The sequence below is a fragment of the Micromonospora sp. NBC_00860 genome, from assembly GCF_045207375.1.
GTDB classification, from domain to species: Bacteria; Actinomycetota; Actinomycetes; order Mycobacteriales; family Micromonosporaceae; genus Micromonospora; species Micromonospora vinacea.
In genome coordinates this window covers 2,132,112-2,147,269 of sequence record NZ_CP108825.1, presented here as the reverse complement: position 1 = coordinate 2,147,269, position 15,158 = coordinate 2,132,112, and the positions used below count along the sequence as shown (strand labels likewise).

General features: G+C 68.6%; 11 protein-coding genes. 6 read left to right on the top strand and 5 right to left on the bottom strand.

Annotated features, from left to right (window positions below):
- Positions 1-180: 180 nt before the first annotated feature.
- Positions 181-1,527 (top strand): hypothetical protein, encoded by a 1,347-nt coding sequence (locus tag OH804_RS09675; RefSeq protein WP_406064445.1) that lies wholly within the window; start codon positions 181-183, stop codon positions 1,525-1,527.
- 41 nt (positions 1,528-1,568) lie between these two features.
- On the top strand, positions 1,569-2,105 hold the full coding sequence (locus tag OH804_RS09670; RefSeq protein ID WP_406064443.1) for an NUDIX domain-containing protein: 537 nt from the start codon (positions 1,569-1,571) through the stop codon (positions 2,103-2,105).
- Between the two features lie 244 nt (positions 2,106-2,349).
- Here OH804_RS09670 and OH804_RS09665 read toward each other — a convergent pair whose 3' ends face one another.
- Positions 2,350-3,117 carry an SDR family oxidoreductase gene (locus OH804_RS09665; protein ID WP_406064441.1) on the bottom strand — a complete coding sequence of 256 codons (768 nt, stop codon included), beginning with the start codon at positions 3,115-3,117 and terminating at the stop codon, positions 2,350-2,352.
- Between the two features lie 76 nt (positions 3,118-3,193).
- Here OH804_RS09665 and OH804_RS09660 point away from each other — a divergent pair, with 76 nt between their 5' ends.
- Entirely contained in the window at positions 3,194-3,814 is a 621-nt protein-coding gene (locus OH804_RS09660; protein ID WP_406064439.1) for a TetR/AcrR family transcriptional regulator, read from the top strand.
- A 439-nt stretch (positions 3,815-4,253) separates the two neighbouring features.
- Here the strand turns inward: OH804_RS09660 and OH804_RS09655 are convergent, their stop codons facing one another.
- Positions 4,254-4,868, bottom strand: coding sequence for a TetR/AcrR family transcriptional regulator (locus OH804_RS09655; RefSeq protein ID WP_406064437.1), 615 nt, complete (start codon positions 4,866-4,868; stop codon positions 4,254-4,256).
- Between the two features lie 106 nt (positions 4,869-4,974).
- Here OH804_RS09655 and OH804_RS09650 point away from each other — a divergent pair, with 106 nt between their 5' ends.
- Positions 4,975-7,200 (top strand): MMPL family transporter, encoded by a 2,226-nt coding sequence (locus OH804_RS09650; RefSeq protein ID WP_406064435.1) that lies wholly within the window; start codon positions 4,975-4,977, stop codon positions 7,198-7,200.
- 191 nt (positions 7,201-7,391) lie between these two features.
- Here OH804_RS09650 and OH804_RS09645 read toward each other — a convergent pair whose 3' ends face one another.
- Both OH804_RS09645 and OH804_RS09640 read right to left on the bottom strand, forming a co-directional pair.
- A complete protein-coding gene (locus OH804_RS09645; RefSeq protein WP_406064433.1) occupies positions 7,392-9,779 on the bottom strand; it encodes a discoidin domain-containing protein in 2,388 nt (795 codons plus the stop codon).
- A 124-nt stretch (positions 9,780-9,903) separates the two neighbouring features.
- Entirely contained in the window at positions 9,904-10,956 is a 1,053-nt protein-coding gene (locus OH804_RS09640; protein WP_196923440.1) for a GDP-mannose 4,6-dehydratase, read from the bottom strand.
- 299 nt (positions 10,957-11,255) lie between these two features.
- On the opposite strand from OH804_RS09640, the gene OH804_RS09635 reads away from it, so the two are divergent.
- Together OH804_RS09635 and OH804_RS09630 are read left to right on the top strand one after the other, a co-directional pair.
- Positions 11,256-12,563 (top strand): glycosyltransferase family 2 protein, encoded by a 1,308-nt coding sequence (locus OH804_RS09635; protein ID WP_406064431.1) that lies wholly within the window; start codon positions 11,256-11,258, stop codon positions 12,561-12,563.
- A gap of 99 nt (positions 12,564-12,662) precedes the next feature.
- Complete coding sequence (locus OH804_RS09630) at positions 12,663-12,872, top strand: hypothetical protein (protein WP_406064429.1); 210 nt, start codon at positions 12,663-12,665, stop codon at positions 12,870-12,872.
- Between the two features lie 56 nt (positions 12,873-12,928).
- Here OH804_RS09630 and OH804_RS09625 read toward each other — a convergent pair whose 3' ends face one another.
- Positions 12,929-14,782, bottom strand: a complete 1,854-nt coding sequence (locus OH804_RS09625) for an adenylyl cyclase (RefSeq protein WP_406064427.1) — start codon at positions 14,780-14,782, stop codon at positions 12,929-12,931.
- Positions 14,783-15,158: the final 376 nt, after the last annotated feature.

Sequence of the window (15,158 nt, the reverse complement as noted above, 5' to 3'; positions counted from 1 at the left end):
CTGCAATCACCGAAGCCGGTCGCCGATCGACGGACCAGATGGCAAGCGATGCGCTCGATTGCGCAGCTCAGGACGTGGGTTGCGCAGGGTTGCGTGGGTCTCCATAGGACGGGTCCAAGCCATAGGCTCGTGACTGTTGGTAGTTGGCTGATGTCTGGAGGCGGAACCATGGCGCGACCGGTGACGAACGCAGCGTTCGAAGGGCTGCTGCTTGCCGCCGGCTACGGCAACGCCCACGCCGCATTCGCTCGCCAGCTCAATCACGCGGGCCGCGACCAGGGCACCTGGCGATACGACGCCGCCAGCGTCTACTGGTGGTTACGCGGTCGCCGGCCCGGCGAGCACGTCCAGGCCGCCATGGCCGAGACCCTAGCCCGCAAGCTCGGTCGCTCCGTCGCCGTCAGTGAGCTGGGCTTCGGTGCGGGCGACAGCATCGGAACCTGCGTCTATCCCGCGTCCGTCGACGGCGCGATAGATACCGCCGAGCAGATCTGGACGAGGCTCGCCAAGCACCTCAACTCACAGGTCAGCGGGCCGTTCGACAGCGGCAATGCGCTACAGGCGGCGGTCGGTTGGAGGTATGACCTGCCCGACGAGACGGTCAGTCGGAGCGGCCGACAGCAAGTCACCGCCACCGACGTTCAGTCGCTGTACGCGCTGGCGGACCACTTCACCGACCTCGACCGACGTCATGGCAGCGGCTCTACGCGCACCCGGGCGTTCATGGCCGACTTCCTCGTACGCCAGGTCGCACCCATGCTGCACGGCACCTACACCGAAGCCGTGGGACGCGACCTCATGCGCGCAGCCGCGACACTGTGCGGACAACTCGCTTTCATGTCGTACGACGCGGGCGACCATGCCACTGCCCAACAACACGTGACCGTCGCTTTGCGGCTGGCCAAGGCCGCCGATGACCGCCTCTACGGCGCTCACCTGCTGGCCAACCTCGCTACCCAGGCCGTGCACCTGGGCCATTCCCGGGACGCGGCCCGGCTCGCCGAAGCGGCCATCGACGGGGCAGGGCGTGCGCCTGCCGCCGTACTCGCTCGGCTGCACGCCACTGCCGCCACCGCGTACGGACAGTCAGGCGAGCGACGTGGCTGCCAACTCGCGCTCGCCAGAGCCGAGCGTGCTCTCGACCGCACAAACACAGCCCCCGGCCCACGCTGGGTCACCTACTTCAGCCCGGCCCACCTCGCCGGAGCCGCACTAAGGTGCCTCGGCGACCTACAGCTGTATTCGCAGGCCCTTGACCACGCTCCCGACGCTCTCACCCTCGCCAGCGAGAACACCCGGACGCGTGCCCTGCACACCGCACTCGTCGCCGTGACACATGCCCGCGCTGGCGACACCGACGCCGCCTGCAACTGGGGTCGGAAGTTGGCGCGGCACGCTGCGGGCATTCATTCGGCGCGTGTTCAACAGCGCGTCCGCGAACTGACTGCAACGCTCAGCCCTCAGCAGGCGTCGCCCGAGGTCAACGAGGTCCTACATAGCCTCGCGAGCCTGCCAACAGCCGCCTAGCGCGAGAGGCCCACCTGGACCCGTCCGCTAGCGTCACCAGGGTGACCTGGACGGAGCCCGCCACGTGGTACGCGAACCTGGCTTCCTTCTACGCCGCCGCCGCGGCCTTCATCACCGACCCGGCCGGCAACGTGCTGCTCGTCAAACCCACGTACCGCGCCCACTGGGCCTTCCCCGGCGGCTACGTCGACGAGGGCGAATACCCACATGACGCCTGCGCCCGTGAGATCCGAGAAGAGTTGCGGATTTCTGTGGCGGTGGGTGACCTGCTCGTTGTGGACTGGGCGCCGCCCGCCGGGCAACGGCCTCGCGCGATTGTCAGCTTCACGTTCGACTGCGGGTCCATTGCCAACCTCGATGGTCTCGTCCTAGCGGGACAGGAGTTGGAGGGCGCCGCCTTCTTTACTCCCCGAGAGGCCGAGCAACGTCTTCCCGACAACGTCGCCACACGAGTTCGCGCGGCGATGAGCGCTCGTGACCTACACGCTCCGCTGTACCTTGCTGGCGGCTCGGTCGTACCACTGCCATCCGCTGATGGAGCAGAACATGAAGCAGGGACCGGCTCCCAGAGTGTGTGAACCCAGCCGGCGCAGGTCGACTCGTCCGTCGTTCACCAGTTCAGAGACCTGATCGGCGCCCTAAGCTCGTCGTTCATCGATGCCGGTCAAGACGCGCGGTCAGCGGCAGATGTGCGCACCTGATCGAGCGTGCGTCTGGACGCAAGAATCACGGGTGCCGGGTCAGCACTGAGGGCCGTCCGGACGTGCTGGCCAACGAGTCCCCACAGTCCCCGCAATGCGGCTTTTCCGCCTAGGGGATGTGTCACAGGTGTGCGCCGCCGGTGGCGTCGAGATGCTGGCCGGTGACCCAGCGGGCCTCGTCGGAAGCGAGGAAGGCCACCACGTCGGCGATGTCGGCGGGTTGGCCGACCCGGTTGAACGCGGAGAAGGAGCCCCAGAAAGCGAGTTGTTCAGGGTTGTCCCGCAGCCAGACGGCGTTGCTGTCCACGTCAACGATGCCGGGGACCACCGAGTTGACCGTGATACCGCGTTCGCCGAGCTGCTTGGCGAGGGTGAAAGTGAGAGTGTTGATGGCGCCTTTGGTCAGCGAGTAGGTGATGATCGCGGGTGCGGCGATGCGGGTGGTGCCGGAGGAGATATTGATGACCCGGCCGTTGTCCCGCAACTGGTTGAGGGCCTGCTGAAGGATAAAGAACGGGGCTTTCACGTTCACGGCGAAGATCTTGTCGAATTCGGCCTCGCTCGTGCGGGCCAGGTCGTTGGAGTTCGCGATGCCGGCGTTGTTGACCACAATGTCGACGCCCGGTTCGGCGCCGGAGTCGGTGAGGCCGGCGTCGAAGGCGGACCACAGCGCCTGTGCGTCGCCGGATACACCCAGTTCAGCGCGGACCGCGAACGCGCGGCCGCCGGCTTCGGTGATGGCAGTGACGGTGTCGTTCGCGGCTGCCTCGTTGGTGCCGTAGTGGACGGCGACGAGGGCGCCGTCCGCCGCGAGTCGTGTGGCGATTGCCCGACCGATGCCTCGGCTGCCGCCCGTGACCAGAGCAGTCTTGCCGTTGAGCAGTGCCATGATGCCGCGTGACCTTTCTGTAGTGATCACTATATATTGCCTGGCATCAGGCTAGCGAGCGCTATAGAATGTGTCAATGGCCGATGATCGTCCCCGCCGGCGTGGCCGGCCCCGAGCCTTCGATCGGGACCAGGCCCTGTTGACGGCGTTGCACGAGTTCTGGCTACGCGGCTTCGAGCCGGTGTCGGTGGCCGAACTCACCGCGGCCATGGGCATCACGCCACCCAGCCTCTACGCGGCGTTCGGCGACAAGAAGACTCTGTTCCGCGAGGTGGTCGAGCGCTATCAGCAGACTCACGGCGCGTTCTTCGCGACGGCACTCGCGGCGGAGGAGTCCGTGCGCGACGGCGTCGCCCGCGCGCTACGCGCCGCCGCGGTGGAGTACACCCGGCCCGAGCATCCACCTGGTTGCCTCGTCATCAGCGCGGCCGTCAACTGCACCGCAGCGTCGGCTGACATCACCGAACTGCTGCGCGACCAACGGGCCACCAACATCACCGCGCTGCGAAAGCGGATCAAGGCCGACATCGCCGACGGCCGGCTACCCGCCGGCACCGACGCCGACCGTCTGGCCGTCCTCGTCGGCGTCATCCTGCAGGGCATGTCCCAGCACGCGCGCGACGGCGCTGGCACGGATGAGCTTCTCGCCGTCGCCGAAGCCGCTATGCTCGCCTGGCCCGCGAAGATCGACGCGTAACCGTTGACGGCTGCTTAACCGCCACCTGGCCAATACTCGATCGTCGGCCCTCTGGCAGCCCGCTTGTCCAGGGCCGCAAAGTCCGTCGACAGGCTTACACGCTGCGCATGATGCTATATCCGCTCATCGGCATTATGCGGGTGATCTTCGATCACCTTCGCCCTGACGGGCCGCATAACGCCTGATATGCAGAGTGATCGAGGCGCTTCGCGCCACAATTTGGAGCCTCACGATCACCTGCATATCAAACATAAGCGGATATCGGCACGGCTGGCGATCGGGTCAGCGTCGGTCCTGGGCCGTGACGAGAGCGGTCGGGCGTTGATGGGCGTCGGGTGCGCGAACAGCCTGTCGGGCGGCGGGTAGTCGTCGGCCCTTCCGGTGCGGTGAGTGGAGTTGGAGAGCCCCTGGCTGAGGTGCGGGACATCACAGCTCTGCCTCAGTGGGCCTCTATCGGGAGGACGTAGCCGTGCAGCGCCTTCTTCAGCTCCGCGATCAGGGCGTTCCGCTCGGCTCCCTGCGCCGCCACGATGGGCGGCATCATGGCCACGACGATGCGCACCGCCACCATGGCGGCGAGGTTCCGTTCGGCGGCGGGCAGCCGGGGGAAACGGGCTCCGATGATAGCCGCCACCCTGTCGACCACCGCCTGTTGCAGCGGACGCGCCGCCCCTTGCAGGCGGGCCGGCAGGTCGGTGTTCGCCATCAGTGCCTTCGCACCCGGGTTTGCCAGGTTGAACGCGATGAGCGGGTCCACCATCCGATCGATCAGCTCGTGCAACGTCAGTTCGGTGACCTGCGCCAGGTCGAACGCCGAGGAGTGCGCGGCCCGCATCTGCTCTAGCAGCCGGGCGGAGAGCGCCTCCGCGATCGCCTCCTTGTTCGGGAAGAACTGATACAGCGAGCCGGGCGAGATGCCGGCACTGGCGGCGATGGCGTTGGTACTCGTCCCCTCGTACCCGTTCTGTGCAAACAGGGCGAGCGCCGCGTCGAGGATGTCGGCGATCCGCTGCCGCCCCCGCGCCTGCCGCTTGACCGAATGCGCCTCAGTCACCCGTACCCCTTCGCGTTGCGACAGTGCCTTGACTAACGCGAGTAGACGCTCGTATTGTCAAAATACGGGCGACCGCTCGTGTTTTGACTTTAGCAGAGGACCGTGCATGTCACCACTGCACCGGCTGGGCGCGTACGTTGCCCGCCATCGTCGGCTCACGCTTGTCACCGGTCTGATCGTGACCCTGGCGTTTGCCGCTGTCGGGGCCGGCGCCATGGGCGTCCTGGTGCTCAGCCGTTGGGAGGCGCCCAGCACCGAGTCGGTTCACGCCCAGGAGGTGCTGCGCCGGGACTTCGAAACCGGTAACGCGAACCTCATCCTGCTGATCACCGCCCACAGCGGCACCGTAGACGACCCGGCGACCCGCGCCGCCGCTCAGCAACTCTCCGACGACCTGCGGAGCCGTCCACTCGTCGTCGACGTGTGGTCGTACTGGACGGAGGAGGGTGACCCGATGCTGCGCGGCTCGGACGGCCGGCAGGCGCTGGTCCTCGCCCACGTCGAAGGCGATGCCACGACCGCGCGCGCGGAGATCAGGGAACGGCTGCTGCCCGCATTCACGCACACCTCAGAGACGATCGACGTGCAGGTGGCCGGCGCGGAGGCGGCGTCCGCCCAGATAAGCCAGCAGGCGACGATGGACTTCGTTCGAGCGGAGATACTGATCATTCCCCTGATGGTCATCCTGCTGTTCGCGCTGTACCGGCGGGTACGGCTGGCCCTGCTCACCCTCGGCATCGGACTGTTCGCCGTGTTCGGCACCCTGGCCGGGCTCCGACTGCTGGCCGGAGTCACCGAGGTGTCGACGTTCGCCGCCAACATCACGCTGGTCATGGGCATCGGTCTCGGCGTCGACTACAGCCTCTTCATCATCGCGCGGTTCCGCGAAGAACTGGCCGCCGGCGCGCGGACACCAGACGCGGTGGCGACGACGGTCCGCACCGCCGGCCGTACCGTCATCTTCAGCGGGCTCACGGTCGCCGCCTCCCTGTCGGCGCTGCTCGTGTTCCCGTACCCCTTCCTGCGCTCCTTCGCCTACGCGGGCGTCCTGGTCGTCGCGATGGCGGTGCTCGGCTCGCTGACCCTGCTGCCCGGGGCGCTCGCCGTGCTCGGCCCCCGGGCGATGCCCCGCGGCGCATCGCCCGGCGCGGCCAGTGGCCGGCGCTGGTACGGCTTCGGTGCCCGCGTGATGCGACGGCCGCTGCTGTTCGGCACCGCCGGGCTCGCCCTGATCGCGGTGCTCGGCGCGCCGGCGCTGGGGCTACGGATCGGCCTGCCCGACGACCGGGTGTTGCCGCCGTCGGCGTCCACCCGCCAGGCGTACGACGAGCTACGCGCCAACTTCGCCCAGGAGGCGAACGACGCCATTCACATCCTCGCCCCAGCCGGACGCCCGGACGCCAGGGCTGCCGACTACGCCGCCCAACTCTCGCGCATCGACGGCATCGTGCAGGTCAACTCGGCTGTCGGCGTCTTCGTCGACGGTACGCTGGCGCGCCCGGCACCGAAACCAGGACGGCTGACCAGTGCCACGGGCACCCGTCTGGAGGCGATCCCGACCCGCCACGTGCTCGCCGGCACCGAGGTATCCGAACTCGTCGAGCGGATCCGGGCCGAACCGGCGCCGTTCGAGCGCGTGGTGGTCGGCGGGTACCCGGCCGAGTTGACCGACTTCCGCTCCACCTTGATGGAACGGGTGCCGCTGGTCGCCGCGCTGATCCTCGCCATCACGTTCGTGCTGCTGTTCCTGATGTCGGGCAGTCTGCTCATCCCGGTCAAGGCCACCGTGCTGAACCTGCTCAGCCTCTCCGTCATGTTCGGCGCGCTGGTGTTCGTCTTCCAAGAGGGAGCGTTCTCGTCACTGCTCGGCTTCACGCCGATCGGCACTCTCGACCCCGCCTTCCCGATCCTGATGTTCTGCGTCGCCTACGGACTATCCATGGACTACGAGGTGTTCATGCTCTCCCGGATCAAGGAGCGGTACGAGGCCACCGGCGACAACACCCGAGCGGTGCTGGAGGGGTTGCAGCGTAGTGCTCCCCTGATCACCTCTGCCGCCGTCATCCTGGCCGTGTCATTCTCCCTCTACGCCACCGGCAGGGTCATGTACCTCCAGATGATCGGCATCGGCATCGCGATCGCGATCCTGATCGACGCGACCATCATCCGCGCCATGCTCGTGCCGGCATTCATGCGCCTTGCCGGGCGAGCCAACTGGTGGGCCCCCGCCCCGCTGCGACGACTCCAACGCCGGCTCGACCCGCACGCCTCTATCCCACCAGCCACTGTCGTGGATCCCCGCTCGGAACGGACCTCCGCGACCACCGGGTGACTCCGGTTCTTGTCCGGATGCAACCGACCGACCGCTGAGAAACCACAACGGCCACTGGCCGGGCTCCGACGTTCGGCGCCCCGGCCAGCAAAGGAGTTTCATTCTGGCCGAAGGTTCAGTTCTAGCCTGAGAACGTGTGCTGCCCTCCGGATGGGCGGCCGCCGCTCCCCCGGCGGCCGCCCTACGCCCGGTCAGCTCGCGTAGACCTCCAGCGCCGACAGCTGCCCAGCGGGCCACCCAGTGTTGCCGGTGACGGTGACCCGCACGTAGCGCGCCTGCGCAGCGCTGAACGTCAACGTCACCTGGTTACCGCTAGCCGGATCGAACGTCCGCCCCGCCGATCCGACAAGCGTCCCGAAACTCCCCCCATCGGCGCTGCCCTGCACCGAGAGGGTCTGCGTCCGACTGGCCCACGCGGACGACGGCGGCAGCTTCAGCACCACCCGCCCAACCGTGCGCGAGGAGCCCAGATCGACCTGCACCCACTGTGGGAACGCGCTGTTGGCGCTCTCCCAGTAGCTGTTCGCGTCACCGTCGACCACGTTGCCCGACCCGTAGCTCTGGACGTGACTGCTCTCCGACGTGGGTCGACCTCGGGCGAGGTCCGCGTTGGCCGCCGCGTCAGTGGTGACGGTGACCGCCGAGGACGCGCTGGAGGTGTTGCCGGCGGCGTCGCGGGCGGTGACGGTGAAGGTGTACGCGGTGGACGGGCTGAGCCCGCTCACTGTCGCCGTGGTGCCCGTGACGGTGGCGACGACGGTGCCGCCCTGGCGTACCTGGTAGCCGGTCACGCCGGTGTCGTCGGTGGAGGCCGTCCACGCCAGGGACACGCTCGTCGACGTCTTGCCGGTCACGGTGAGGCCGCTCGGGGTGGTCGGCGGGTTGTCCGGGACGGCGCTTCCGGCGTACACCTCGACCTGGGCGAGTTGGGCGGCCGGCCAGCCGGTGTTGCCGCTGATGCTGAGGCGGACGTAGCGGGCCGGGGTGGTCGTCAGCGTGCGGGTGACGGTGTTGCCGGTGGCCGGGTCGAAGGTGAACGCGGAGGCCCCGGCGATGGTGGCGAAGGAGTTGCCGTCGACGCTGCCCTGCACGGTGATGGTCTGGGTGCGCGCGCCCCAGCCGGCGGGCAGTTGCAGCACGAGCTTGTTGACCTGGTGGCTCGCGCCGAGGTCGACCTGCCACCAGTGTGGGAAGGAGCCGCCGCCGCTCTCCCAGTAGCTGCCGGCGTTCGAGTCCACCGCGTTCGACGCCGGGAACCCGCCGCCCTGGCTGCTGGCCGCTGTGGATCGGCCGGCGGCCAGGTTGCCGGTGGCCGGTGGTGGGGTGCCGACCATCGGTGGGGTGGGGCGTACGGCGGTGAGCGCGAGTTGCCCCTTGAGCATCCGGCCGCCGTCGGCGGTGATCCGCAGGTAGTAGTCGGAGGAGCAGGCCACGCCGTCCTCGTCCAGGGCCCGGATGTTCGCGCCGGCCGGGGTGGTGGCCTGGGTCTCGGACGTCTTGGCGATCTGGTTGCCCTCGTTGTACTCGTCGAACATGGACACGTACAGACCCTGGGAGCCGAGCCGGACCATGTTGTAGATGTGCCGCCAGTAGAAGTCGCCGTGCTTGCGGTGCCCTCCGGCGAGGTCGCCGGGCATCACGCAGGGCAGGTAGTCGATGCCGCGCGCCGCGCAGTCGGCCATGTCGCCGACGTTGACGTTGTTGTAGTACGAGTCGAGTTCCTCGACGGTCCTGGCCCGGTAGACCATCCACGGGGAGATCGCGTGGAATGCGTGGTAGACGTCGAGGAAGCCGGGGCGGGAGTCCTCGATGCCCTGCCGCCACCAGGTGGGTACGCCACCGATGACGTAGCAGCCCTGCGCCTTGAACCAGTTGATGACCTCCAGGCAGGGGCCCGGGGTGAAGGGTCGACTGGGCTCGCTGAAGCCGAAGCCCCAGATGCAGACGACCGGTTTGCCGTTCTGCCGGGCGTACGCGGAGGACGCGGTGTGCGCCGCCATCTTCGTCGTCCAGTCGGTCTTGATCTCCGATTGGAAGGTCAGCCAGTCGGTGACGTCGTACATGATGTAGAACTTGCGGCTGTGGCGCTCGGCCGCGGAGCGGACCTTCTGCGTCATCGCGTCGCGCGTCGGGCCCTCGTCGCCCATCGGGTTGAACCGTTGCAGCGCGGCGGTGTCGCAGCCGTTCTCCTGCATCCAGCGGAAGTGGGTGTCCACCGTCTGCTGGTCGTACGAGGAGAACAGGGTGGCTGGCTGGCCGTTGCCCAGGTTGGGGTACGCGGTGGGATAGGTGCGTGTGTACTCGCGCATGTCCGGCCAGGACACGATTGTGGTGTTGGAGGGTGAGGGCGGCTGGAACCGGTCGCGGCCCCAGTGCCACCATCCGCCGATCGGCGCCCCGTCGCCGGGGGCGCTGAACCAGCCCTGGTAGCCAACCGTCACCTTGCCGACCACGTCCCCGGGGGGACTGGCGGCGTGCGCGGGGCTGGACATGCTGGTGAGCAGCTCGGTGGTGGAGGCGGTGGCGAGGGCGGACCCGGCCAGCACCGATGTGACGAACCTGCGGCGGGAGACCGCCATGAGGACCACTCCTTCGGGACGGAAGGCATTGACGGCCATCGTGGCAGCAGTGGATGCCGACCCGCAAGAGTTAGACTGATCGATGAAAATCCCGGTCAGATGACGGGAATTACCCGCTGGGGTGTCAGCGGCTGACGGCCCGCTCCAACGCCCACACCGGGGACAGGATCTGACTCGGGGCTTGGCGGCGGCGGGCGTCGCGCACCGTCATCCGTACGCCCTCGGTGAAGCCGATCTTCGGGTGCCACCCGAGCAACTCTCGCGCCTTCCTGGTGTCCAGCGCCATGTTGCGCACCTCGCCCGGCCAGGGCAGCGGCTCGTAGCAGGCCGGGTTGTCGACGCCGGACGCCTCCCGGACCGTGTCGTACACCTCGTTGACGCTCGTCTGCCGACCCGAGGCGATGTTGACCATACCCACACCATTGTGGTGACAGGCGACGGCGATCGCCTCGGCGACATCGCTGACGTGGATGAAGTCCCGGGTCTGCGTGCCGTCGTCGTGGATCACCACCTGCCGGCCGCCGAGCAGCGCATCGACCATCACTGACACCACGCCGCAGTCGCCGCCCTCCTGCCGGGGTCCATAGACATTTCCGAACACCATCGAGGTGTACGACAGGCCGTGCTCACGCCCGTACCAGTCGAGGTAGTGCACGCCGGCGGCCGTGCTGACGCCGTACGGGCTCACCGGGGCGATCGGATGGTCCTCCCGGACCGGCAGGTCATGGGCCGCGACGCTGCCGAAGATGGCGCTGCTGGCCGCGTTGATCACCAGCCGCACCCCGCCGCGGGCGCAGGCGTCCAGTACGTTGACGGTGCCGAACACGTTCACATCGGCGTCGTACAGGGGTGACCGCCGGGCCGCGGGAACGCTCGGCTGCGCGGCGAGGTGAACCACCACGTCCGGCTGCCACTGGTGGATGACCTCGACGCCCTCCGGCGTACGGATGTCACCCGAGACGACGTCCGCCTCGGTCAGTCCGCCGATCGCGGCGTCGGCCAGGTTCTCGATCCGCCCGGTGGAGAAGTTGTCGAGCACCCGGACCTGGCTGCCCATCAGCATCAGCCGGGCGACCACGTGGCTGCCGATGAAGCCGGCGCCCCCGGTCACCAGCACGCGTCCGGGAATCAGGTCCGTCGGCGGGCCGACACCGACGGCGGTAACGGGTAGGTCCATGTCGGACTCCTTGGAACGACGGAACGGTCGGCCCGCTGCGGCAACCGGACGGCCGGATACGACCGTAGCCCACCAAAGGCCACCAAACGGACGATAAGCCTGAATGGCTTGCGCGGATACGCGAGTTTTAGTGGCGAAAGACCATTTGGCCCATTCATCACTATTCGTCCTTTACGGCTAGTACTTTCTCCCCCGGGGGGGTGTCCGCCGGCATGCCCTGGGAGCACCGGACGGAGAGGGAGGACGGCGTGTTGAGAGAGACTCCGGGTCCGCCACCGCGACAACCAGGCGGTGGCGTGATGACCGCTCCGCTGCTGTCGGTACTGCTGGTCAGCTGGAACACCCGCGAGCAGACCCGGCAGTGCCTGGAGTCGCTGGCGTCGACCGCCGATCCCGGTCTGGACTACGAGGTGGTGGCCGTCGACAACGGCTCGTCCGACGGCTCAGCCGACCTGCTCGCCGACCAACCCCGGGTTCGACTGATCCGCAACAAGCACAACAACGGTTTCGCCGCCGCCGTGAACCAGGCGTACCGACGGGCGAACGGGCAGCTGATCCTGCTGCTCAGCAGCGACATCCGGTTGCACCCGGGCGCGCTGTCCCGAATGGTCGACCATCTGCGGGAGCGGCCGGACGTCGCAGGGGTCAGCCCGCTGTACCTCAACCCGGACGGCACCTTCCAGCAGCACTACGTCCGACAGCCCAGCTTCGCCGCCACCATCGCGCTGGTGACCGCGCTGCGCCGACTGCCCGGGTTCCGCCAGGCGCTGCACCGGTTCCAGATGCGCGGCGAGGACTTCAGCCGTCCCCGGCAACTTGCCTCGGGCAGCTGCGTGCTGCTGCGCCGCACGGTGCTCGGGCAGCAGACCATCTTCGACGAGACGTTCCCCGTCTACTGGAACGACGCGGTCCTCGCGCGGCAGCTCGACCAGGCCGGGCACGAGCTGTGGATGCTTCCGGACGCGGTGGTGACGCACAGCCGTGGCGCGTCCTGCCGACTGCTCGGGCCGACCATCCGCTTTCGACACCTGCTGGGCAGCCTGGTCGGGTATCTGCGGATGACCCAGCCCCGGTACCGGTTGCCGGTGTTCCGAGCCGTGCTGCTCGCCGACCACCTGGTCAAGCGACTGTTCGGTCGATCCGTACCGCTGGGCCTGGGCGACCTGCTCGCCGCGCTACGCGGCGACGTCGGCCCGCTGCCCGACGGTGACACCCGCGACTGGGTGGTGCTGTTCAGCCGAACCCGCTGGTCCGTCGACGGGCATCCGGCCGTGCTGGGGCAGTTGGCGCCCGGGCAACGGTTGCTCGTCGTCGACCCGCCGGGACGCCGGCCGCGCTGGCGGTGCGAGGTGACGCCGATCGGCTCGGCCGCCTGGCACGCCGTCGCGCCGACCGCGCTGCCGCTGGGTGACGTGGTGCCGCTGGTCAACTGGATCAACCGGCGGATCGCGGCCGGCGCGCTGCGGGGTTGGTTGGACCGGCACGCCGGTGCCCGCCTGCTGCGACTCGACGACGAGCGCGCCCGCCCGGTGCTCGGCCGCCTCGGCGAGGACGAGTTGCTGCCCGCCGACGCGCCACGACCGATGGAACGGTCGGGCCGTGGCTGAGCACACCAACGACGCCGCCCGACGCCGGGAGGTCGCCACCCGCAACAACTGGTCGGCACGAGGTGCTGAGCTGCGCTCCCTGTTGGTGGGGTTGCCGCGATGAGAGTGCCGGTCGTCGCGCCCAGTGTGCCGCTCGCGGGCGCCGGGCTGGGCGGAGTGCTCACAGTGGTCACCCTGCTACCCGAGCCGGTCGGCCTGGCTGCCGCCATCGGCGTGCTGTGTTCGGGTGCGTTCCTCCTCGTGCTCGCCAACGCCCGACCGGTTCAGTCGCACCGCGCGCCGACCACCTCGACGACACCACCCCGCTGATCGCGATGGGGCCGGAGCCATCGCCGGCTCCGGCCCCGTCGGTACGACCGATCCCGCTACGGGGTCGGGTACTCGGTCAGGTAGACCGGGGCGCCGACCTTTGTCATGTCGGCCGCGTCCCCGACGCCGTTGACCACGTGGTCGATCGTGCCGGCGCTGAGGTTGACGGTCATGATGTGGTGCAGCCGCACCCCCGGCCGGTTCGGGACCTCGAACCCGTTCTCGGTGTGGATCGACGGGTTGTTCTGGTTGAACACGTACACCCCGCCGCCGTACAGGGTGTGGTGACGCACCCGGTCACCTACCTTGTACCCGGCCCAGCCCTCGACCGCGCCGTTCATCCAGTCGGCCTGTGTCGGCGGGTCGTACGGCAGCTCGTTCTGGTAGAGGATCGTGGTGCCGTGCTCGCCGTTCCAGACCGTGTTGTAGCGCTGGAAGTGCTCGACGAACAGGCCGGTCGCGGTCACATGATCGCCGTTGATGACGGCGCCGTAGCGACCGGTGTTGCTCCGCCAGCGGTCGGTGTCACCGTTGACGCCCTCGGTGAAACCCTCGACGCCGTGGTCGCCGCGCCACACCCAGGTGTGGTCGATGAGCACGTTGTCGCTGTTGACCTCCAGCGCGGTGTTCGTCCGTCCGATGTGCGGGCCGCCGACCCGGAAGTACACGTCGGAGAGCGTGGTCGGGTTGTGCGGGCTGCTCGCGTCGCGGCCGTGCTGGCGCCCGACGCGCAGCAGGACCGGTGACTCGACGAGGCCGGCGTCGATCGTGACACCGGCGACGACCACCCCGGGAACATCGGCCACGTCCAGCGGGATCGCGCCGTTCACTGCGGTGAGCGTGGCGTGCCCGATGCCGAGCACGACCGTGTTCGGACGCCGGACCTCGATGCTGCGCGCGATGTCGTAGGTGCCGGGGGTGAGCAGCAGGTGCTTGCCGCGCGCCAGTTGGCTGTTGATGACACGGACCGAGTCGGACGGCTTGGCGATGAAGAAGTCACCGATTCCGATGGTCCGCCCCGGCGTGATGCCGTCGGCCCAGGAGACGCCCCGGCTGTTGCGCTGCGCGGCGGGCACCCGTACCTGGTAGCGACCCTTGCCGTCGACGAAGAGGTAGGGCTTCTCCCGGCTGATCGGGGTGGTCTCCAGCGTGGTGTACGGCGGGTCGGGGAACGTGGCGTCGTCCGGTGCGCCCTCGACCCCCGCGAACACCTGGTTCCACACGGCGTTGGACCAGCTGCCGACCTCGCTGTTGCGGGTCAGCCACTGTTGCTGCGAGCCGTTCGTCGTGGCCGGCAGCCGTGAGTCGGCGATGAACCCACCGCTGGCGTACTGCGGCCCGGCGGTGCAGTAGTCCATCAGCGACAGACCGCCGCCGCCGATGTTCAGTCGGCGCATCGACACCGCCTGGGAGACCGCCCAGAAGTTCGCCGACGACCGGCAGTCGTCCTGTCCGGCGGCGTTGATGGTGAGCGAGAGGTTGGACAGGGTGCGCCAGAAGTTGACGAGCGCGAGGCAGTTGCCGGTGCCGCCGTCGGCCAGGCAGCGGTTGTAGACCTCCAGCTTGCCGTTGACCGTGACGTCGGTGGGCGAGGCGCCCAGGCCGGACACCTCGGTGTAGTAGCCGACCTTGGCCTGCAACGGCTGCGCGGCCGTGCCGTACGTGCCCGGCTTGAACAGGTAGGCGTGCCGCTCGGTGCCCATCTCGTTGTCGACCTGCCGGGCGTGCGCCGCGTCGAGGGTCTGCTGGATCTCGGCGAGCGGCATGGACGGGTCGAAGATCGTCACGTTCGGGCCGAAGTCGGGTGCGCCGTGCGACGGGCGGCCGGCGCTGGCCGCCGTGCTGGTCGTCGCGACCGTGGTGGCCACCAGAAGGGCAAGGATGAGGGTACGTCGGGACGGGGTTGTCATGTGGTTCGTCCTCTCCGCTGGCCGGAGGCGTACTTCCGGCGCAGCTGGGGGCGGTGAGAGCGCTCTCTGACCCCTGCGGTCGGAGGTTGGGCCGGACCGGAAGGGGTTGACATGTTTCTACCCGGTGAAGCGGCCGCGCGCCATGACCACGGACGGCGCACTTCGGGCCGCCGGGTGCCACGACGCGAGCCGCGTTCGTCAACATCCCCGCGATCTTGCGTTTTGTGCGGCCGTTATGCGGCTTCCTCGCCTTATGTCGCCGCAGAAAGTGCAAGACGCTTCTATGTACGTGGTGATCGGTTCGGCTGGTTGCCGCTAGGTTCGGCGTCGATGATCGCTTGGGTGGCTCATTGCCGATCCGGCCGCTCGGAGTGCG